Source organism: Anoxybacillus sp. ST70, assembly GCF_019553625.1.
GTDB classification, from domain to species: domain Bacteria; phylum Bacillota; class Bacilli; order Bacillales; family Anoxybacillaceae; genus Anoxybacillus; species Anoxybacillus gonensis.
In genome coordinates this window covers 529,937-549,392 of record NZ_JAHZOF010000001.1, presented here as the reverse complement: position 1 = coordinate 549,392, position 19,456 = coordinate 529,937, and the positions used below count along the sequence as shown (strand labels likewise).

20 protein-coding genes and 1 riboswitch are annotated in these 19,456 nt (G+C 44.8%); of the genes, 12 read left to right on the top strand and 8 right to left on the bottom strand.

The genetic code is table 11. The features are described 5' to 3' along the window. Window position 1 precedes the first annotated feature (1 nt). The 8 genes from K1I43_RS02865 (at window position 2) to K1I43_RS02830 (ending at window position 6,991) form a co-directional block, all read left to right on the top strand. Window positions 2-1,081, top strand: coding sequence for a cobalt-precorrin 5A hydrolase (locus K1I43_RS02865; RefSeq protein WP_026011725.1), 1,080 nt, complete (start codon window positions 2-4; stop codon window positions 1,079-1,081). Then, on the top strand, window positions 1,063-2,436 hold the full coding sequence (locus tag K1I43_RS02860; RefSeq protein ID WP_019417897.1) for a cobyrinic acid a,c-diamide synthase CobB: 1,374 nt from the start codon (window positions 1,063-1,065) through the stop codon (window positions 2,434-2,436). Before K1I43_RS02865 ends, K1I43_RS02860 begins: the two co-directional genes overlap by 19 nt. Further along, complete coding sequence (locus K1I43_RS02855) at window positions 2,429-3,943, top strand: cobyric acid synthase (protein ID WP_019417896.1); 1,515 nt, start codon at window positions 2,429-2,431, stop codon at window positions 3,941-3,943. The genes K1I43_RS02860 and K1I43_RS02855 overlap by 8 nt, the downstream gene beginning before the upstream one ends. Beyond that, window positions 3,933-4,958, top strand: a complete 1,026-nt coding sequence (gene cobT, locus K1I43_RS02850; RefSeq protein ID WP_019417895.1) for a nicotinate-nucleotide--dimethylbenzimidazole phosphoribosyltransferase — start codon at window positions 3,933-3,935, stop codon at window positions 4,956-4,958. Before K1I43_RS02855 ends, cobT begins: the two co-directional genes overlap by 11 nt. After that, window positions 4,951-5,700, top strand: a complete 750-nt coding sequence (cobA, locus tag K1I43_RS02845) for a uroporphyrinogen-III C-methyltransferase (RefSeq protein WP_026011723.1) — start codon at window positions 4,951-4,953, stop codon at window positions 5,698-5,700. Before cobT ends, cobA begins: the two co-directional genes overlap by 8 nt. Then, on the top strand, window positions 5,694-6,215 hold the full coding sequence (gene cobO / locus K1I43_RS02840) for a cob(I)yrinic acid a,c-diamide adenosyltransferase (protein WP_026011722.1): 522 nt from the start codon (window positions 5,694-5,696) through the stop codon (window positions 6,213-6,215). The genes cobA and cobO overlap by 7 nt, the downstream gene beginning before the upstream one ends. A gap of 69 nt (window positions 6,216-6,284) precedes the next feature. Next, complete coding sequence (locus tag K1I43_RS02835) at window positions 6,285-6,584, top strand: AbrB/MazE/SpoVT family DNA-binding domain-containing protein (protein WP_019417892.1); 300 nt, start codon at window positions 6,285-6,287, stop codon at window positions 6,582-6,584. After that, window positions 6,572-6,991, top strand: a complete 420-nt coding sequence (locus tag K1I43_RS02830; protein WP_019417891.1) for a type II toxin-antitoxin system VapC family toxin — start codon at window positions 6,572-6,574, stop codon at window positions 6,989-6,991. Before K1I43_RS02835 ends, K1I43_RS02830 begins: the two co-directional genes overlap by 13 nt. Window positions 6,992-7,015: 24 nt before the next feature. Here the strand turns inward: K1I43_RS02830 and metH are convergent, their stop codons facing one another. The 3 genes from metH to K1I43_RS02815 form a co-directional block, all read right to left on the bottom strand. Then, window positions 7,016-10,405, bottom strand: a complete 3,390-nt coding sequence (metH, locus tag K1I43_RS02825) for a methionine synthase (protein ID WP_026011721.1) — start codon at window positions 10,403-10,405, stop codon at window positions 7,016-7,018. Then, window positions 10,398-12,245 carry a bifunctional homocysteine S-methyltransferase/methylenetetrahydrofolate reductase gene (locus tag K1I43_RS02820; protein WP_020424563.1) on the bottom strand — a complete coding sequence of 616 codons (1,848 nt, stop codon included), beginning with the start codon at window positions 12,243-12,245 and terminating at the stop codon, window positions 10,398-10,400. The genes metH and K1I43_RS02820 overlap by 8 nt, the downstream gene beginning before the upstream one ends. Window positions 12,246-12,314: 69 nt before the next feature. Beyond that, window positions 12,315-12,417, bottom strand: a riboswitch (SAM riboswitch). 90 nt (window positions 12,418-12,507) lie between these two features. After that, the gene (locus tag K1I43_RS02815; protein WP_009361924.1) at window positions 12,508-12,999 is read right to left on the bottom strand and encodes a YajQ family cyclic di-GMP-binding protein; all 492 of its coding nucleotides are present in this window, start codon (window positions 12,997-12,999) and stop codon (window positions 12,508-12,510) included. Between the two features lie 167 nt (window positions 13,000-13,166). On the opposite strand from K1I43_RS02815, the gene K1I43_RS02810 reads away from it, so the two are divergent. The 3 genes from K1I43_RS02810 to K1I43_RS02800 all read left to right on the top strand — a co-directional run bounded on the left by K1I43_RS02810 (window position 13,167) and on the right by K1I43_RS02800 (window position 16,033). Then, window positions 13,167-14,132, top strand: a complete 966-nt coding sequence (locus K1I43_RS02810; protein WP_019417887.1) for a BMP family lipoprotein — start codon at window positions 13,167-13,169, stop codon at window positions 14,130-14,132. A 9-nt stretch (window positions 14,133-14,141) separates the two neighbouring features. Further along, on the top strand, window positions 14,142-15,797 hold the full coding sequence (locus K1I43_RS02805) for a methyl-accepting chemotaxis protein (protein ID WP_238148419.1): 1,656 nt from the start codon (window positions 14,142-14,144) through the stop codon (window positions 15,795-15,797). A gap of 146 nt (window positions 15,798-15,943) precedes the next feature. Then, window positions 15,944-16,033 carry a putative holin-like toxin gene (locus tag K1I43_RS02800; RefSeq protein ID WP_003395444.1) on the top strand — a complete coding sequence of 30 codons (90 nt, stop codon included), beginning with the start codon at window positions 15,944-15,946 and terminating at the stop codon, window positions 16,031-16,033. A 192-nt stretch (window positions 16,034-16,225) separates the two neighbouring features. Here K1I43_RS02800 and K1I43_RS02795 read toward each other — a convergent pair whose 3' ends face one another. Both K1I43_RS02795 and K1I43_RS02790 read right to left on the bottom strand, forming a co-directional pair. Next, window positions 16,226-16,351, bottom strand: a complete 126-nt coding sequence (locus tag K1I43_RS02795) for a DUF3941 domain-containing protein (RefSeq protein ID WP_003395443.1) — start codon at window positions 16,349-16,351, stop codon at window positions 16,226-16,228. Window positions 16,352-16,381: 30 nt separating this feature from the next. Beyond that, complete coding sequence (locus tag K1I43_RS02790) at window positions 16,382-17,245, bottom strand: DegV family protein (protein ID WP_026011720.1); 864 nt, start codon at window positions 17,243-17,245, stop codon at window positions 16,382-16,384. An 87-nt stretch (window positions 17,246-17,332) separates the two neighbouring features. Between K1I43_RS02790 and K1I43_RS02785 the strand changes: the two genes are divergently transcribed. Continuing rightward, window positions 17,333-18,166 (top strand): YitT family protein, encoded by an 834-nt coding sequence (locus tag K1I43_RS02785; protein WP_009361920.1) that lies wholly within the window; start codon window positions 17,333-17,335, stop codon window positions 18,164-18,166. Between the two features lie 23 nt (window positions 18,167-18,189). Here K1I43_RS02785 and K1I43_RS02780 read toward each other — a convergent pair whose 3' ends face one another. The 3 genes from K1I43_RS02780 to K1I43_RS02770 form a co-directional block, all read right to left on the bottom strand. Then, window positions 18,190-18,363: a DUF3813 domain-containing protein gene (locus K1I43_RS02780; protein ID WP_019417884.1), complete on the bottom strand. Its 174-nt coding sequence runs from the start codon at window positions 18,361-18,363 to the stop codon at window positions 18,190-18,192. Between the two features lies 1 nt (window position 18,364). Continuing rightward, window positions 18,365-18,517 carry a hypothetical protein gene (locus K1I43_RS02775; protein ID WP_009361918.1) on the bottom strand — a complete coding sequence of 51 codons (153 nt, stop codon included), beginning with the start codon at window positions 18,515-18,517 and terminating at the stop codon, window positions 18,365-18,367. 89 nt (window positions 18,518-18,606) lie between these two features. Beyond that, a complete protein-coding gene (locus tag K1I43_RS02770) occupies window positions 18,607-19,413 on the bottom strand; it encodes a Cof-type HAD-IIB family hydrolase (RefSeq protein ID WP_019417883.1) in 807 nt (268 codons plus the stop codon). Window positions 19,414-19,456: the final 43 nt, after the last annotated feature.

The window sequence follows — 19,456 nt, the reverse complement described above, 5'->3', positions numbered from 1 at the left end:
GATGTATGCTGTTGTCGCGATTACGAAACACGGGGTACATATTGCGAGAAAGCTACACGATCGACTCCCGCATGCGCACATTTATTATGCCGATAAATTTGCGCAAGGGGACGAACACGAGAAAGGCATTTATTTATTTTCAGGAAATGTCCGGTTGTTGTTGCCGCAATTGTTTTCAACATATCGCGGGCTCATTCTCATCATTTCGCTCGGTGCCGTCGTACGCATGATTGCTCCGTTGCTAAAAGATAAAAAAACAGATCCTGCGGTTGTTGTCATTGATGATAAAGCAGAACATGTCATTAGTGTATTATCTGGCCATTTAGGAGGAGCCAATGAGCTGACAAAAAAAGTGGCGAATTTACTTGGCGCCCGTCCGGTCATCACGACAGCATCCGATGTGCAGCAAACGATTGCGGTTGACTTATTCGGTCGCTCATTCGGATGGGAATGGGAAAACGAAAACAATTTGACGCCTGTGAGCGCCGCGGTTGTAAATGAGCAACATGTTGCGATTGTACAAGAATCAGGCGAGCGCAATTGGTGGACGTATGATACGCCGATTCCATCAAACATTCGGCAATATGCTTCGATTGCTGAGGCGCTTGAAGCGAAGCCGGATGCGGCGCTGATCGTCACACATCGCTTGCTTGAAAAAGAGGAAGAAGCGATTTTACAAAACGGTGTGTTATATCGTCCAAAAGTCATTGTCATCGGTATTGGCTGTAATCGTGGGACGAGCGCAGAAGAAATTGAACATGTCATTGATGAAACGTTACAACAGCTTCGTTTTTCCATGAAAAGTGTCAAAGCATTATGCACGATCGATTTAAAAAAAGATGAAGAAGGGTTGCTAGCTGTCGCAAATAAGTATAAATGGCCGCTTATTTTTTACACGCCTGAGCAGTTAAACGCTGTTCCGATTGATGAGCCTTCGGAAACGGTATTTCGCTACACGGGAGCATATGGGGTAAGCGAACCTGCAGCGAAACGATATAGCGGACAAAATAAGCTTGTGTTAACGAAAAAAAAGAGCGGGAATGTAACGATTTCCGTTGCGCTATGGGAGGGAAAAGAGTGAGGCGGATTGTCGTTGCAGGAACGGGGAGCGGTGTTGGAAAGACGACGATCACACTCGGTTTAATGAGTGCGTTTAAACAAAAAGGATATGTTGTTCAAGGGTTTAAATGTGGGCCAGATTATATTGATCCAACGTATCATACGGCGGTAACAGGAAGACGTTCGCGCAACTTAGATAGTTGGATGGGAAATGAACAAATTGTGCGCCACGTATGTAGCCGTGGGAGCGAGGGAGCGCATTTGTCGATCATTGAAGGGGTGATGGGACTATTTGATGGAAAGCGAGTAGCGACAAATGAAGGTTCCACTGCAGAAATTAGCATTATCACCGAAAGTCCTGTCTTGTTAGTTGTCGACTGTTCAGGCATGGCGCGTAGCGCAGCGGCAGTTGTGCGCGGATTTCAACGGTTTGATGAGCGCGTTCGCATCGTTGGAGTTATTGCAAATCGCGTTGGGAGCGAAGGACATTTTCGTCTCGTCAAAGAAGCGATTGAACAACAATGCGGTATTCCTGTCGTTGGCTATTTGTTAAAAGAAAACGATTTGACGATTCCAGAGCGTCATTTAGGGCTTGTTCCATCTGTGGAGCGTGGAGAGCTTCAACCGTTTTTTGAACGGCTTGGTGAGCGCATCGCGCAAACGTTCGATTTAGATGCTATATGGAAGCTAGCGGAAACGACCGTCCTTCATAGCGAACCGTTTTTTACACCAAAACAAACGTACGATGTACGCGTGGCTGTCGCAAAAGATGCGGCGTTTCATTTTTATTACGAAGAAAATTTAGAAATGCTTCAGGCGTATGGGGCAACGCTCGTTTATTTTTCTCCGCTTGCCGGTGAATGTGTGCCGAACGATGTGCATGGATTGTATATTGGTGGAGGTTTTCCGGAAGAATTTGCCGCGGAGCTTGCGCGTCACGAAAAAGTGAAACGATCAGTTTCCGAAGCCATTCAGCGCGGTTTACCGACGCTTGCGGAGTGCGGTGGATTTATGTATTTAACAGAAGGCATTGAAACGACCGACGGGCAATATTATGAGATGGTCGGCGTTATTCCGGGGCACGTGTGTATGCATGAAAAGCTTGTAGCGCTCGGATATCGCGAAGTAACAGGAATGGAAGGAAACTTTTTGTTTGAACAAGATGAAGCGAAAGGACATGAATTTCATTATTCAACGTTTATTCGACGCGAAGAAGAAAAATTTGCATATGAAGCGAAAGGGCTGCGCGGATGCAAGCGAGATGGATATATGGATGAGCGGTTAGTCGCTGGTTACGTTCATTTTTATTTTCCGTCGAATGCTTTGCTTGTTGAGCGTTGGTTGAAGGCGTGCAGCGAGGTGAAAGGAGATGCGTAAAGCGCTGCCGATTATGTTTCAAGGAACGCATTCAGATGCGGGAAAAAGCGTGATCGCCACGGCTTTTTGTCGCATATTTGCTCGCAACGGTTGGAAAACGGCGCCATTTAAATCGCAAAATATGTCGCTCAATTCATACGTAACGGTCGATGGAAAAGAAATCGGACGCGCGCAAGGGGTGCAGGCGGAAGCGGCAGGTGTGTTAGCGACGACGCACATGAATCCGATTTTAATTAAGCCGAGCCGCGATCAAGAGGCGCAAATTGTCGTACATGGAAAACCGTATAAAAACATGCAAGCGAGCGCTTATCGAACCGAGTTTTTTCATACGGGATTGAACATTATTCAACAGTCGCTCGATGTATTGATGAAACAATACGATCGACTTGTCATTGAAGGAGCAGGAAGTCCTGCGGAAGTAAATTTGAACGATCGTGAGCTTGTGAATATGCGTGTGGCGCGCATGGCGAATGCCCCTGTTGTTTTGATTGGTGATATTGAGCGCGGAGGAGTGTTTGCGAGTTTAGTTGGCACATTGCAGTTGTTAGATGAATGTGATCGTAAACGTGTCATTGGGGTGATCATTAATAAATTTCGCGGCGATGTTGCGCTTCTTCAGCCGGGATTGCGTTGGTTTGAACAATATACAGGCGTGCCGGTGCTTGGCGTCGTTCCGTATATGCATTTGCGCATCGATGCGGAAGATTCTGTGACACTTTCTCGTTATGTGACAAAAAAAGACGATGCGAAAGCGATTGATGTAGCGGTCATTCAATATCCGCGCATATCTAACTTTACGGATATCGATCCGTTTTTTGACGAGCCGGACTGTTCGGTGCGATTTGTGACGGCTGCGTCGTTGTTAGGCGAGCCAGATATACTTATTTTGCCGGGCAGTAAAAATACGATTGAAGATGTCCAGTTTTTAAAAGAAACAGGGTTATTTGTAGCGATCCGACGTTTATATGAACGAAGCGATACGATCATGATCGGTATTTGCGGTGGTTATCAAATGCTTGGAGAACGTATAAAAGATCCGTTTCATGTCGAAACGCCACTCGATGAGATAGAAGGATTAAGTTTGTTGGCAATGGAAACGACGCTTGCTTGTGAAAAAACGACTGTGTTATGTGAAGGGATATTGACGTTTCAACGCGAAACGTTTCATGTGAGTGGATATGAAATTCATATGGGACGCTCGATCGTAAAAAGCGGTGAGCCACTTATTTCGCAGAATGGGAAAACAGATGGTTGTAAAACGAAAGATGAACGCGTGATTGGAACATATATGCACGATTTATTTCATAACGATGCGTTTCGCCATCATTTATTAAACGATGTGCGGAGAAAAAAACAACTGCCGCCACTTTCTACACGACCGCTTTATCGACAATTGCGCATGCAAGCATTTGATGAACTAGCCAATTGCGTCGAAACAAGCGTCAATGTGACAACAATTGAACGAAAAATGATGGAATTTCAAGGGGGAGATCATCATGCTTTATGAGCAAATTGGGGAAGAAGTACGCAACTATATTGATCAACTAACGAAACCGCGTGGAAGCCTGGGACGACTTGAAGAGTTAGCGATTGATATTGCGAAAATGACAGGGGAGCGTTTTCCTAGCGTGACGCCACCGGGTGTGCTCGTCTTTGCGGCCGATCATGGTATTGCAAAAGAAGGGGTGTCTGCGTATCCGCAAGAAGTGACAGCGCAAATGGTGCTCAATTTTGTGCGTGGCGGGGCTGCCATTAACGTATTTAGCAAACAAATTGGCGCAACATTTTCAGTTGTCGATGTTGGCGTGGCGGTTGATATTCATGAAGAACGTGTCATCGACGAAAAAGTAGCATATGGAACGAACAATTTTGCCAATGAACAAGCGATGACGAAAGAAGAAGCGGAGCGAGCAGTGCAAGCCGGATATCGCCAAGCAAATGCGATGATTGATCACGGCATCTGCTGTTTGATTGTTGGGGAAATGGGGATCGGCAATACGACGACAGCTAGCGCCCTGTTAGCAGCGATAAGCGGCCGCAACGTGGCTGAACTTGTCGGAAAAGGAACAGGCGTTCATGATGAAGCGTTGAAACGTAAGCGAGACGTGATTGAATGTGCGCTTGCAAAACATAAACCGAATGCGTCTGATGCCATCGATTTATTGACAAAAATCGGAGGGCTTGAAATTGCGGCGATGGCAGGAGCGATGATCGCGGCCGCAGAGCGACGCATTCCGATTTTGCTTGATGGCTTTATTTGTACGGTCGCAGCGTTAATCGCCGAACGACTGGATAAACGTGTCGTTCATTATATGATTGCGGGGCATCGGTCGCAAGAACCGGGGCATCGCATTGCTCTGGAGTTGTTACATAAAGAGCCGCTTGTTGATTTAGGTATGCGGCTTGGAGAAGGAAGTGGAGCGGCGGTAGCATTTCCGATTGTTCATATGGCGACGGCGATGCTTCATATGGCGACATTTTCATCAGCAAACGTAGCGACAGGGAGCGATCATGATGAATAAAGGAAAAGTATATATTGTTGGGGCAGGGCCGGGGGATCCGAAGCTTATTACTGTATACGGACGTGAATGTATTGAAAAGGCGGATGTTATTATTTACGATCGACTCGTGAGTGAACAGCTGTTGACTTACGCTAGAGAAGGAACAATGCTTTTATATTGCGGCAAAGAGCCGGGAAAGCATGGGAACATTCAACAACAAATTCATCAATGGCTTGTTGAACATGCGCTGCAAGGAAAGACGGTTGTTCGCTTAAAAGGCGGCGATCCGTTTATGTTCGGTCGCGGTGGGGAAGAGGTGGAGCATTTGCGCGCATATGGCATCCCTTATGAAATTGTCCCCGGTGTGACAGCCGGCGTCGCTGCCCCGGCATATGCTGGCATTCCTGTGACGCATCGCAATTATGCTGGCGGGGTGACGTTCATCGCAGGACATCTGAGCGGGGAACGTGATCGCATTCGCTGGGATGCATTAAGCGAGGCAACAAATACGATCGTATTTTATATGGGGATGGCAAATATCGCTTACATTTGTGAACAACTACAACGTCATGGCAAAAATGGCGAGACACCTGTGGCTGTGATCGAATGGGCAACGACGACAGAGCAACGAACCGTTGTCGGTACGTTACAAACAATCGTTGACATCGTTCATGAAAAACAATTTTCTTCCCCTGCTATTATCGTTGTCGGAGATGTCGTCCGCTTACACGATCAGTTAAAGTGGGTGGAAGAAAAATGGTGATTGTTTATACGGGAGACGGAAAAGGAAAAACAACTGCGGCGGTCGGCCTTGCCATTCGCGCTGCGGGGCATGGAAAAAAAGTGATCGTCATTCAATTTATTAAATCGCCGCATCGTCCATATGGCGAGGCGAAAATATTGCAGCAACTCGGTATAGAGGTGCATCAAACAGGCGTTGGCTTCACGTGGACAAAAACGCCAGAAGAACATCGCGAAGCGTTACAAAAAGGGTGGGCGCTTGCGAAACAACATGTGTTATCTAGTTTATATGATGTTGTCGTTTTAGACGAATTAAATGTTGCTTTAGCGATTACATCGTTTCCGATTGATGATGTTTTGCCAATGCAAGATGTTGTGCATACGTTGGCGAATAAGCCAGCGCATACGCATGTTGTCGTGACAGGAAGAGGGGCAAAAGAGGAAATGATTCACCTTGCCGATTTAGTGACGGAAATGAAAGAAGTGAAACATTATTATCATAAAGGCGTTCATGCGATCAAAGGGATTGATTTGTAGATGATATTTCATCTTTACCGTTGAATAATGTAAAGATAAAATAAAAGTAAAGAATATTGGGGGGATACGATGGAAAATAACACATATGTTTATTCGTCGACACTTTCTTCGAAACATCAAGTGACGATTCCGACAAAGGTGAGAGAATGGCTTGGAGCAGAACCAGGCGATCAAGTTGTGTTTGTTTATGGCGAAAATCAAGAAGTAACGTTGAAAGTAAGAAAGAAAGATTCGTTACTATCGTTATTTGGAAGCATGCCACCAAAGCGAGAACAAAAAGATATGAATTGGGAGGACATTCGAAAAGAAGCTAGAGAACAATGGCTTGCTAGCAAGCAAAAGAAAGAAGATGAACGATGTACATTTTAGATGCAAATGTAATTGTTCGCTTTTTAACGAACGATGATAAAATCCAATCACCAATTGCTTATCGATTATTCGAAAAGGCGGTAAACGGAGAACTGTCGTTTGTACTACATCCGTTAGTGATTGCAGAATGTTGTTGGGTTCTTGAGTCAAAACGTTACGGTTATCGGAAAGAAGAAATAGCTGAACGTTTAACACAGCTTGTTGAGGCTCCATGTATAAAAACGATCGATAAAGAGGTTGTGTTGCAAGCGATAGCGAGTTATGGAAAGTATCGTGTTGACTTTGCGGATGCTTATCTTAGTTCACTTATGAAACATTCTCCTACCGTACAAGCGGTCGTCACATGGAATGAAAAGGATTTTAAAAAACTAGCATGTGAATATTATTTGCCCGATCGTATTGTGTGAAAAAGCTGATCAAAGTCAGCTTTTTCACAACACGTTAAAATATCTCGCTTCCGGATGGGCGAAGACGATGGCGGAAACGGACGCTTCTGGTTCCATCATATACCCTTCCGTTAAATGAATGCCGATTTCTTCTGGGCGTAAAAGACGGAATAGTTTCTCTTGGTCTTCGAGATTTGGGCAAGCAGGGTAGCCGAAAGAAAAACGTTGTCCTTGATACTTCGCCGCAAATCGTTGTTCCATCGTAAAATCAGGAGAATCCGGAAAGCCCCAACGGTCGCGCATAATTTGATGGACGCGTTCCGCTAATCCTTCCGCTAGTTCAAGCGCTAGCGCTTGAATGGCATGGCTTTTTAAAAATTGTCCTTCTTCTTTTAGACGTTGTGCCATATCGAGCACTCCTGCTCCAGCTGTCACAGCAAATAGCCCGACGTAGTCGATTTGTTCATTCGAAAGATAATCTGCTAAGCATAAATGCGGCGCTTTCGTTTGTCTTGGAAACGTAAACGTTTCAATGACCGTTTGTTGATCGCGCGGATCGTAAATGATCACCGTATCGCCGTCGCTTCTGGATGGGAAAAATTGATATACCGCTTTCGGTGCAAGGGATTTTGTTTGTTTTGCTTCAGCGAGCAGCTCATCGATCAACTCTTTTAACATGATTGCTTTTTCGTTTCCTTCTGCCAACAGCTTTTTTACATTTCCTTTTAAACCGAGATGGTGGCCAAGAAGCATTTGCCAATTGACGTACGGTTCAATATGTGAAAGCGGAATGTCTTTTAATATATGTTTTTCTGTATCGGTCGGAACGTAAATCGGTGCCCGCTTCACATTTGACTTTGTCATGACAGCGACTGTGCTTTGCCGTTCGATTGTTTGTTTCGTTTTTTCTTTTTTCTCATAAGAAATGTCTTGTTGGACGATACGGTTGGCAAGCATCAATCCTTCCATCGCATCTTTCGCGTATAAAACGATGCCGTCATATTCGGGCGCGATTTTCGTATCGGTAAATTTGCGTGAAAGAGCGGCGCCGCCAACTAAAATTGGCAAGGAGATGCCTGCTTGTTTTAAGTCTTGCGCAGTGAGCACCATTTGTTGAGCCGATTTTACAAGCAGTCCGGATAAGCCGATCATGTCTGGCTGTTCGTTTCGCACCGCTTCGATGAGCTGCTGCGGCGTGACTTTAATGCCTAAATCGACGACGTGAAACCCGTTGTTGCTTAAAATAATATCGACTAAATTTTTTCCGATGTCGTGCACATCGCCTTTGACTGTTGCTAGCAACACTTTTCCTTTGACGCTCGTTTCGTTTTTTTCCATATACGGCTCTAAAAAGGCGACGGCCGCTTTCATCACTTCTGCGCTTTGCAACACTTCGGCGACGATGAGCTGATTATCGTTAAATAGGCGACCGACTTCGTCCATTCCGTTCATCAGTGGACCGTTAATAATGTCAAGCGGACTGTACGTTTGTAAGGCGAGCGTCAAGTCTTCGATAAGCCCATCTTTCGTTCCTTCAATGACGTATGTGGCAAGCCGCTCTTCTAACGTCATATGGACGTTTGTTTGTTTCGGTTGTTTCGTTTTATCGCGATAAAATTGAATAAATGCGTTTAACGTTTCATCGTTTGTGTGAAATAACAACGCCTCTGCTAAGCGCACTTCTTCTTCAGGAATGGACGCAAAGCGCTCTAATTTTTCCGTATTGACGATCGCGTAATCAAGCCCTGCTTGCGTGCAATGGTATAAAAAGACGGAGTTTAACACTTCGCGTCCGACAGGTGGCAAACCAAATGAGACGTTGCTAATGCCGAGCATCGTTAAACAGTTTGGCAAATGTTGTTTAATGAGGCGAATGCCTTCAATCGTTTCTTTTGCTGCGCCAATATATTGCTCATCTCCTGTACCGATTGGGAAGACGAGCGGATCGAAAATAATGTCGTGCGGTGACACGCCATATTTATTGACAAGTAAATCGTATGAACGAAGGGCGATGTCCAGTTTTCGTTTCGCTTCAATGGCCATTCCTTGTTCGTCAATTGTGCCGACGACGACCGCTGCACCGTATTGATGAAGAAGCGGGACAATTTTTTCAAATCGTTCTTCCCCGTCTTCTAAGTTAATGGAGTTAATAATCGCTTTTCCTTGGGAATACGATAACGCACAGGCGATGACGTCTTCATCGGTCGAGTCGATGACGAGCGGCACTTTCACTTTTTTCACGACTTGTTGAATAAATTGTTCCATATCTTCTTTTTCATCGCGGTCAGGGTCCGCTAAACAAATGTCGATGACGTGCGCTCCATTTTTCACTTGTGCGCGCGCAATTTCTGCCGCTTCTTCATATTTGCCTTCCGCGATGAGCCGTTTAAACTTACGTGAGCCAATGACGTTCGTTCGTTCCCCGACAAAAAGCGGCCGCATCGTTTCATCGTATATCAACGCATCAATGCCGGATACTGCATGCATGGCAAACTGTTTCGGGATGACACGAGGTGGAATGTCGCGCACCGCTTCAGCGATGGCGCGAATATGTTGTGGCGTCGTGCCGCAACAGCCGCCGACAATGTTTAGCCATCCTTTTTCAGCAAATTGGCGAATTTTTTTCGCAAGCATGTCTGGCGTTTCGTGGTAGTGCCCTTCTTCGTCAGGAAGCCCGGCGTTTGGATAACAGCTGACGGCCGTGTTCGCTAATGAAGCGAGCGAGCGCAAATGGTCGGTCATAAATTCCGGACCTGTGGCGCAGTTTAAACCGACGGCAAAAGGTTTCATATGTTGAATGGAAATAAAAAACGATTCGATCGTTTGTCCGGCAAGCGTCGTTCCCATCGGTTCAATCGTTCCAGAAATCATCAGCGGCACCCGTTTTCCGACCGCTTGAAACGCTTCGGTAATGCCGAGAAAGGCGGCTTTGACGTTTAACGTATCTTGGCACGTTTCTAACAACAATAAATCGACGCCGCCAATTAATAGCCCGCGCGCTTGTTCTTCATACGCAGCAACGAGCTCCGTAAACGTCGCTCCGCCTGTGACAGAAAGCGTTTTTGTCGTCGGACCCATCGAGCCTGCAACGAAGCGCGGCCAATCGGTTGTCGTATATTTTTCCGCTGCTCGTCTTGCAAGTTTCGCTGCCTCGATATTTAACTCAAGCGCTAAATGGCCGAGATCATATTCGTCTAGGACGATGCGCGTTGCCCCGAACGTATTCGTTTCGACAATGTCGGCCCCTGCGGCAAAATACGCTTCATGGATGTGAGAAATGACGTGTGGGGCGGTGATCGTTAAATATTCGTTGCATCCTTCATATGCTTCACCGCCAAAATCGTCCGCAGTTAAGTTGGCCGCTTGAATCATCGTTCCCATTGCACCGTCAATAATTAAAATTTTCTTTTCGAGCTGTTCAAATAAACTAGCCATAATAAACCGTCCTTTCTTTTGCGAGCCGCTCTTTTTCATGAATGTAACGAACGAGTTCGACCGTCATATCGTAACGTAAAAATGGGGTAATTAAATAAATGCCTTGGAATAAATCGAACGCGGCATCGATGAGCGCTTTGGCGATCGCTAATCCTTCTTTCGTTGATTGAACACGGTCGTTTGCGCACATGGCCATGCGGTTGCGAATGTCATCAGACAATGTAATGCCCGGCACTTCGTGATGTAAAAAGTCGGCGTTGCGTGCGCTTGTGAGCGGCATAATGCCGATGTAAATCGGCGTCGGTAAATGTTTCGTCGCTTCATACACGTCTTCGATTTGTTTTTCGCTATAAAGCGGCTGTGTTAAAAAGTAGTGCGCCCCGCATTCAATTTTTTTCTCTATCCGCTTTACTGCTTTATCTAAATGGCGCACGTTCGGATTAAAGGCGGCAGCGATCGAAAAGTTCGTCTTTTGTCCGAGCGGTTTGCCTGAGTACGACAGTCCTTCGTTAAATTGGCGAATTAACGAAATGAGGTCAAACGATGATAAATCGTAGACGGACGTCGCGCCTGGAAAGTCGCCTACTTTTGACGGATCGCCTGTTAAAGCGAGCACGTCGGTCATGCCGAGCGTATGAAGCCCCATTAAGTGCGACTGCAAGCCGATTAAGTTTCGATCGCGGCATGTAATATGAATGAGCGGACGCATGCCAAGCTGTTGTTTGACGATCGTGCCGACAGCGACGTTGCTAATGCGCGGTGTCGCAAGCGAGTTGTCGGCAAGCGTTAAGGCATCAATGTTTGCTTCTTTTAACGCTTTTGCGCCTTCTAAAAATGTCGTTAAGCCGAGCTTTTTCGGTGGATCGAGCTCGACGATAATCGAGCGTCGCGTGCGAGCGATGTCGGCAAGAGAAGGGGCTGTCGTTTGTTTTTCTTCTTGGACGACGATCGGATGGCGCTGTTTGACTTCTTTTTTATATACAGGCGTGCGATCGGAAAGGGCGCGAGCAATGGCGGCAATATGTTTTGGCGTCGTACCGCAACAGCCGCCGATGAGCCGAACTCCTTGTTCACGAAAGGCGCGCGCCGTTTCTTCAAAATATTGTTCGCTCGTTTCGTAAATGAAGCGACCGTCGCGATATTGCGGCAAGCTCGCGTTCGGATATACCGATAAAAAAGCGCGTGTAGGAATCGGTACTTCTTCTAGTGAGCGCAACATATGATATGGGCCGAGATGGCAGTTTAAGCCGACGACATCAGCCCCAAGTCGTTCTAATTCGGTCAGCGCTTCAGCAAGCGGCATCCCGTGTTGCAGGACGCCAATATCATGCAACGTGACGTGGGCGATGATCGGCAACGTCGTTTCTTTGCGAGCGATGGAAAGAACGGTTTGCAATTCTTCGAAATCGTAATATGTTTCAAGCAAAAGCCCATCGACACCTTCGTTTAACAACACATACAGCTGTTCACGAAATGTTCGTTTCACTTCTTCAAGCGAAATCGCGCTTTTGTTCGTGCTCCGTAGTCCTCCGATCGTACCGAGCACGTAGGCGCGCCCTTTTGCCGCTCGTTTCGCCAGTCCGACCGCTGCTTCGTTTATTTTTTTTACGTCATCTTGCAGCCCGTAACGTGCTAGTTTTACGTAGTTGGCGCCGTATGTGTTCGTTTGAATGACTTCTGCGCCTGATTCAATATACGCCTCATGAATATGGACAATTTCTTCAGGCTTTGTGACGTTTAATTCTTCAAAACAACGATCGATGCCGTGCGCATATAATAACGTTCCCATCGCTCCATCCGCGATGACGATGCGTTCTTTTAAATCATCTAATAATCCCACGTCCATTCCTCCGTTTCTTTGTTTAAAGTAAAAAAGTCCTCTCCATAAGAAGAAGACTTGACGCGCTCCTTCTTATCTTCCAAGCGAATCGCTTGTCTGGACTTAGCACCTTGACGATCGTCAGGTTGCTGAAGGTTCATCGGGCCAGTCCCTCCCCTTCTCTCGATAAGATGTTGTATGAAGTTACTCATAAATGTAACTGATTTTTTAGAAATATTCAACTATTTTATTTAAGAAAAGAAAAAGAAGGCAAAGTGCCTTCTTAACGGTAGTTGACGAATTGAACGTCAATCGGTAAATCTGCCTCGCGAATGGCGGCGATTACTTTTTGTAAATCGTCTTTACTTTTGCCGCTGACACGAATTTGGTCTTCTTGAATTTGACTTTTTACTTTTAAACCTGTATTTTTAATGATTGTGTTAATTTTTTTCGCATTGTCTTTGTCGATGCCTTGGACGAGTTTCGCACGTTGGCGCACCGTTCCGCCAGATGCAGCCTCTACTTTTCCGTATTGAATGTTTTTTGTCGGCACGCCGCGTTTAATGAGTTTGCCGATAAGCACATCTTTCAGCTGTTCAAGTTTAAACTCATCGTCAGAAATGAGAATGAGCTCATCTTTTTCAAGTGAAATGTCGCTTTTGCTTCCTTTAAAGTCGTAGCGGTTTTGAATTTCTTTTAACGCGATGTTGATGGCGTTCGTCACTTCTGACAAATCGACTTTCGACACAATATCAAACGAACTTTCTTTTGACATATGAATCACCTCGGCATAAATTCGTTGTGCTTCCATTATAGTCGATTGTTGGCATACGAACAACTTTACAAAGTTTTTATATATAAAAAGTAAACAAAATGTCGGAATGTGTCGATATAATAAATGAAGCGGGATTTGATTGAAAAGTAAGGAGATGAGGAAATTTGATGAAAAAAATGATTTCACTCATGATGGCATTCGTTTTATTGCTTGCCGCAGGGTGTTCGCAAACGAGTTCTTTTCAACCGAAAGATCGAATAAAAATAGGCATTATGTTGTCAGACGTCGGACTCGGTGATCAATCGTTTAGCGATTCGGCATTTAAAGGATTAATGAAAGCGCGCGATGAGCTAGGTATCTTTTTTGACTATCGTGAGTTAAAAGAAACCGAGACGTATGAAAAAGGGTTAACAGAGCTCGTTGAAGCAGGGAACGATCTCGTCATCGGATTAGGTTTTATGGTGCAACAAGATTTAGAAAAAGTCGCCAAAAAATATCCGAAACAGCAATTCGTCTTAATTGATGCGGTATCTGATTTACCGAACATTACATCGATTACGTTTAAAGAAGATGAAGGAAGCTTTTTAGCTGGCGTAGTGGCTGGCATGTTGACGAAAACAAACAACGTTGGTTTTGTTGGCGGAGCGGATGTGCCGCTTATTCGCAAATTTGCGAACGGCTTTATTCAAGGGGTAAAAGCGGTTAGACCAGAAGCAAAAGTGCAAGAAGTGTACGCTGGCAATTTCGGTGATGATAAACTTGGGGCACAAATTGCGAAACAAATGATCGCAAACGGGGCCGACGTCTTGTATGCCGCGGCTGGATTTACAGGTGTCGGTGTGCTTCGCGAGGCGGAAATGAATAAAAAATATGCGATCGGTGTCGATAGCGATCAATATTTTTATGCGGAAAAAGCAGTGGTCACATCGATGTTAAAAAATGTTGATGTCGCATTATATACAGTCATTAAACAATACGTTGAAACGAAAGAAGTGCCAAAAGGGACGGTTCAGCTTGGCTTAAAAGAAAACGGTGTTGATTTGGCGCCGATTCGCGTCGTGACATTCACTCCAGAGCAACAAGCAACGCTTGAAAAGTGGAAAGAAAAAGCGACAAACGGCATCGCAAAATAAAGGAGGAATATGATGACGATTAAACAACGGTTATTATTTCACTCATTAGCCACACCCGTCATTGCGGGGGCGATTATCGTGTTTATCATTATAAATATGCTTTCGATTCAATCGTCGAATCAAGATTTTGTTCCGCTCATGATGAAAGCGCAACATTTGCAGGCAGAGCTAAAAGCGACGAAACAAAGTTTAAGCAACTATGCTTACAGTCCGACAGAAGGAAATAAACAAGAAGTGATCGTTCATTTAGCGGAATCGGAAAAGCTGCTTCAAGCATTAAATAAAGGGTTAACTGAGCCGTATTTTCGTTCTGCACTTGAGCAAGCGAATAAAAAGTTTGCTGAGCTTGCGAAACAATCGAACGAAGCGCTTGATGCAAACCATGTAGCGGAAGTGCGCCGCCAGTCGATGCGCGCGGAAGGGGTATTAAACGATGTGTACGTCGTCAACACGTATGTGAGCGAATATTATACGTACATGCAAAAAACGTTACAAAAGCAAATTGATCGCGTCATTACGATTTCACTTGTGGCGATTGCTGTCGTATTATTGTTTGCGGGATTTAGCGGCGTCCGTTTAACGCAAAAAATGTCGACGCCGTTGCGAAAAATCGCAGAAAACGCAAAACAAATCGCCAACGGCAATTTGCGTATTGAGCCTGTAAAGTATAACGGAAAAGACGAATTGGCCGATTTAAATGCGGCGTTTACGACGATGGCCGATCAATTGAATGCATTGCTTCAATCAGTCGATACTGTCAGTAAGCAAGTCGAAGCGTTTGCGAAAGAAATTGATGAAGAAACAAAAGTGTTAACAGAAATTAACAACCAAGTCGCTGTGTCAACAAACGAATTATCCGCAGGGGCGCAAAGCATTTCCGAAGATTTGCAAAGTGCGGTACAGCTCATTGAGCGAATGGAAGGAACTGTACAGGAGAACGTCGGTCGGACGGAGCAAACAGCCCGTTATAGCGATGAAGCGGTTGTAGCGATTACAAATGGACAAGCCGCGTTAGCAGAACAAAAAGGATTTATTGATGAAAATACGAAAGCGACTGCTTCGATTGAACAATCGACTAAACAATTTGCGACGTATGCAAGCAAAATTGAAGATATGGCCAAAGCGGTCGCTGATATTGCGACGCAGACGAACTTGCTTGCGTTAAATGCGGCCATTGAAGCGGCGCGAGCAGGGGAAGCGGGCAAAGGATTTGCCGTCGTTGCTGAAGAAGTGCGCAAGCTTGCGGAAGAATCGTCGAAAGCGACAAGCCAAATTTTTGAGATGGTACAGCTCATTCAATCAGGGTTGACGAATGTGACCGAAGCGGTTCGTCGCGGGGTGGACATCGCGGAAGCGCAAGCGAAAGCGATTGAAACGACAACCGATGCGTTTGCACAAATTGAAAATAAAGTGCATCATATTACGACAGATATTCAAGCGCTTGTCGTCGGCATGAACGAATCAAAAGAGCTCGGCAAAAACGTTTTACAAAACGTTGAAAGCATTAGTGCGGTTGTCGAACAGTCAGCAGCAGGAAGCGAACAAATTGCCGCTTCCATGGTGGAACAGCTAGAAGCGTTCAAAAAAATGAGCGAAAAAGTGACGATGTTGCGCCAACTAACAGACGACTTACAACAAACGATGGCAAAGTTCCAAATGAAGTAAAAAAGATGCTCCGCGCGAGCATCTTTTTTACTAAGTATTGTTCAACTTTTTCGTTTTCAGTCGTATGTTGCAGTGATATAATGTGAATTGCACGGTGATATGCAGGGTGGGCAGTGGCTACTCCCTTATAGAAAGGGGGGCTACTGATGATTGCAGTTGAAGATGCACTAACGTTAATGATTGCCTTTGCATCTTTAATTGTCGCAGTAATTGCGGTTGCTAAAGATAAAAAGTAACCCACCCTGCTAGGCCCAAGTGAGGATAGGTTACTTCCTAACATGTCTCGGGCCACTGCACGTCTTGCAGTAAGCCGTGTATCGTAGGGCATTGGTGGCAGCCGATGCCCTATTTTTATGTCAATTCATTTTCACCTTTCATTATAACGCGAAAAGGGAACAATGAAAAGAGATACTGCGATCCTCTTGTTTTTACAAATGATTCGTTTCTTTTGAATAGGCGCGTTTGCCAGCTTGGCGGTTTTTTTCGCGCTCCATATTTTTTTCATGTCTTTTTGCATTATTGTCTTTTGCTTTTTTGTCGTTATCGCTTGTCATCGTCTCGCCCTCCTTTTATCGGTAGTGTAATCATTGCTCAAGCTGTTTATTCAAGAAAAAGAGGGCGATCGTTCCCGGTCCGGCGTGCGCTCCGATCGCACCGCCAATTTCAGAAATGAAAAATTGTTTGCATCCGAACGTTTCTTCAATCATCGCTTTTAGTTCGAGCGCCGTTTGCTCATCGTCGCCGTGGCTAATGCCGATCAGTTGGTGTTCAACGTTTGCTCCGCGCTGTTGCATTAGCTCAATCATGCGCTTCAATACTTTTTTCCGTCCGCGCACTTTTTCAATCGGAATTAATTTTCCGTCCTCGACATGAAGGAGTGGTTTAATGTTTAACACTCCACCGACGAACGCAGCGGTTTTGCTGACGCGCCCACCACGCGCTAAATATTGTAAGTCATCGACGGTGAAAATATGTTCCATATGGCGACAATACGTTTCAATCGTTGTCACGATATGCTCGTATGCTATGCCGCTTTCAGCTAGCTCAACCGCTTTTTTTACGACAAGTCCAAGCCCGAGTGATGCGCATTTCGAGTCGATGACCGTCAATTTGGCATGAGGATATTGCTCAAGCACTTCGTTTTTCAACATGACGGCTGTTTGATATGTGCCTGACAAAGCGGAAGAAAAAGCAATATAAATGGCAGGAATGTTTTCTTTCGCAAGTGTTGTAAATAGCTCTTTCATTTCGGAAGGTTTCGCTTGCGACGTTTTCGGCACTTCGCCTTTGCGCATCGCCTCATACACTTGCTGCGGTTGAATCGTCAGTTGATCATCATAATCGTGGTCGTTTATATGAACAGTTAACGGTAAAAAAGCAATTTGTTTTTCTCGTATAAAAGAAAGTGGCAAATCGCACCCGCTATCCGCTATAATTTTAATATTCATTTCAATCACCCCTATGTATGTACTTATTTTAAGTGTATCTATTATGATGGAAAAAAACAATCTTATCGTTTTGTAGGAGGATGTTCTGTGGATGTAAAAAAATTGTTTGTCGTCGTGATTGGCGGATTATTAAATGCGATCGGCATGAATTTATTTTTAATTCCAGCAAACGTATATACGAGCGGGTTTGCTGGGGCGGCGCAGCTCATTTCAAAAGTCGTTGGCGACTATACACCTTATGCGATTTCAACCGGATTGCTGCTTTTTTTATTTAACATTCCGGTAGCCATTTTAGGATGGAAGAAAGTAGGGAAGTCATTTACTTTTTACAGCTTTTTAAGCGTTGTGTTTATGTCGTTATTTCTCGAGCTCATTCCCGTTCGTTCGCTTTCAGAAGACATTTTATTAAATGCGGTATTTGGTGGGGTGATTGCAGCGGTCGGAACGGGCTGGACGTTAAAGTGGGGGGCGTCAACCGGCGGTTTAGATATTATTGCGCTCGTGTTGTCGCGCGTGAACGATCGTTCCGTTGGGACGTACATTTTTGCACTTAACTCGATTATTATTTTAACGGCTGGATATATGTACGGTTGGGAAAAGGCGCTCTATACGCTTGTGACGTTGTATGTCACGACGCGTGTCATCGACGCCATTCATACGCGCCATCAAAAGCTTACGGCGCTCATTATTACGACAAAAGGGGAAGAGATGAAGCAGGCGATTAAATCGCAAATGATTCGCGGCATTACCGTCATTCCAGCAAAAGGTGCATTTTTAAATGAAGATAAAGATATGTTAATGATCGTTATTACACGTTATGAATTGTTTGATTTAAAACGAATTATTAAAGAAGTCGATCCAAAAGCGTTTACGAACATTATGCAAACGACGGAAGTAGTCGGCTTTTTCCGAAAAGAGTAAAAGCTGCGCACGAGGCGCAGCTTTTACAATGTATCGAGTTCGTCTTGCAAGTCGTGCAGTTGTTTCCGTTCGGCATCGTTGGCGTTGGCGAAAGCGGATGAGAGCGTATTTTTTGCCACAGCGATGGCGCGTTCTGTTTTTTCCTCTTTCGCTTTGGCGACCGCTTTTTTCGCTTGTTGAAATAACGGATTGCCCATATTAAAATCCCCCGAGGTTTGTATGGTCTGCTTTTTCTGCTTTGCGTCGTTCCGCTTCTTCATATGTCATATGATACGGAATGCGCTCATCATGTTTATAGACAGCGTCGGCACCTTGTTGAATGAAACGTTTTGATTTATTTCGTTTGCCCACACGACATTCCCCCTTGTTTGCCGCTTATGACGCATATGGCGTCGATGATAGTTTGTTCATGTTTGCGCCACAATACGTAAGGGAATTTTTTATAACTTTAATAACGATTGCAAATACATAGCGACGCCATCTTCTTCATTTGTTTTTGTTACATCGTCTGCGATGGCTTTTAACGGTTCAATCGCATTGCCCATGGCCACGCCTACACCTGCCCATTTTAACATCTCGATATCGTTGTCTTCATCGCCGAAAGCGATGACGCGTTCGCGTGGAATGCCGTAGAAAGAAGCAATTTTTTCAAGACCGACCGCTTTATGAATGCCGGTTCGGACGATTTCAATAACGTGCCAAGGGTCTGTCCAACTGCGATGGTCGATGACGTTCGCATGCACGTCTGATAAATATGTGCGAATACGTCCAACGTTTTGTTCATCAGATAAAATTAAAATGCACGTCGGATCTTTGCGTAAAATGTCACGCAAGTTTCCGATATATACATTTGGGTTTCCTAAATTAAACAAATCAAGCAACTGTTCGTCATGTTCGTGAAAATATACATCGTCCATCACTTCGGCTAAAATGTTGCGCACGTTGTATTTTCGGCTTACTTCCACAATTTCTTTCACCGTTTCTAACTGAAGTGGCGTATGGTACATTCCCCAGCTGTCGTCTTTCGGATGATGAACGAATGCTCCGTTAAAATTGACGATCGGCGTCGTTAATTGTAATTGTTCATAATACATTTTGCTTGCGCGATACGGTCGTCCTGTCGCAATGACGACGATATGTCCCGCTTGTTTTGCCTTTTGAATGACGTCATATGTACGATCAGAAATTGTTTTATTATCTTTTAATAACGTACCGTCTAAATCAATTGCAATTAAATGTTGGTCCATCGTTTGTTCCCCTTTTCGTTAAAATCATTCGTTATTAGTGTAT

Coding starts and splice junctions, on each gene's coding strand:
- K1I43_RS02770 (WP_019417883.1), bottom strand. CDS start 19,413: ATGGACCAACATTTAATTGCAATTGATTTAGACGGTACGTTATTAAAA.
- K1I43_RS02780 (WP_019417884.1), bottom strand. CDS start 18,363: ATGGGCAATCCGTTATTTCAACAAGCGAAAAAAGCGGTCGCCAAAGCG.
- K1I43_RS02815 (WP_009361924.1), bottom strand. CDS start 12,999: ATGTCAAAAGAAAGTTCGTTTGATATTGTGTCGAAAGTCGATTTGTCA.
- metH (WP_026011721.1), bottom strand. CDS start 10,405: ATGGCTAGTTTATTTGAACAGCTCGAAAAGAAAATTTTAATTATTGAC.
- cobA (WP_026011723.1), top strand. CDS start 4,951: ATGAATAAAGGAAAAGTATATATTGTTGGGGCAGGGCCGGGGGATCCG.
- K1I43_RS02860 (WP_019417897.1), top strand. CDS start 1,063: ATGGGAGGGAAAAGAGTGAGGCGGATTGTCGTTGCAGGAACGGGGAGC.
- K1I43_RS02795 (WP_003395443.1), bottom strand. CDS start 16,351: ATGACAAGCGATAACGACAAAAAAGCAAAAGACAATAATGCAAAAAGA.
- K1I43_RS02830 (WP_019417891.1), top strand. CDS start 6,572: ATGTACATTTTAGATGCAAATGTAATTGTTCGCTTTTTAACGAACGAT.
- K1I43_RS02855 (WP_019417896.1), top strand. CDS start 2,429: ATGCGTAAAGCGCTGCCGATTATGTTTCAAGGAACGCATTCAGATGCG.
- cobO (WP_026011722.1), top strand. CDS start 5,694: ATGGTGATTGTTTATACGGGAGACGGAAAAGGAAAAACAACTGCGGCG.
- K1I43_RS02865 (WP_026011725.1), top strand. CDS start 2: ATGTATGCTGTTGTCGCGATTACGAAACACGGGGTACATATTGCGAGA.
- K1I43_RS02835 (WP_019417892.1), top strand. CDS start 6,285: ATGGAAAATAACACATATGTTTATTCGTCGACACTTTCTTCGAAACAT.
- K1I43_RS02805 (WP_238148419.1), top strand. CDS start 14,142: ATGATGACGATTAAACAACGGTTATTATTTCACTCATTAGCCACACCC.
- K1I43_RS02800 (WP_003395444.1), top strand. CDS start 15,944: ATGATTGCAGTTGAAGATGCACTAACGTTAATGATTGCCTTTGCATCT.
- cobT (WP_019417895.1), top strand. CDS start 3,933: ATGCTTTATGAGCAAATTGGGGAAGAAGTACGCAACTATATTGATCAA.
- K1I43_RS02810 (WP_019417887.1), top strand. CDS start 13,167: ATGAAAAAAATGATTTCACTCATGATGGCATTCGTTTTATTGCTTGCC.
- K1I43_RS02790 (WP_026011720.1), bottom strand. CDS start 17,245: ATGAATATTAAAATTATAGCGGATAGCGGGTGCGATTTGCCACTTTCT.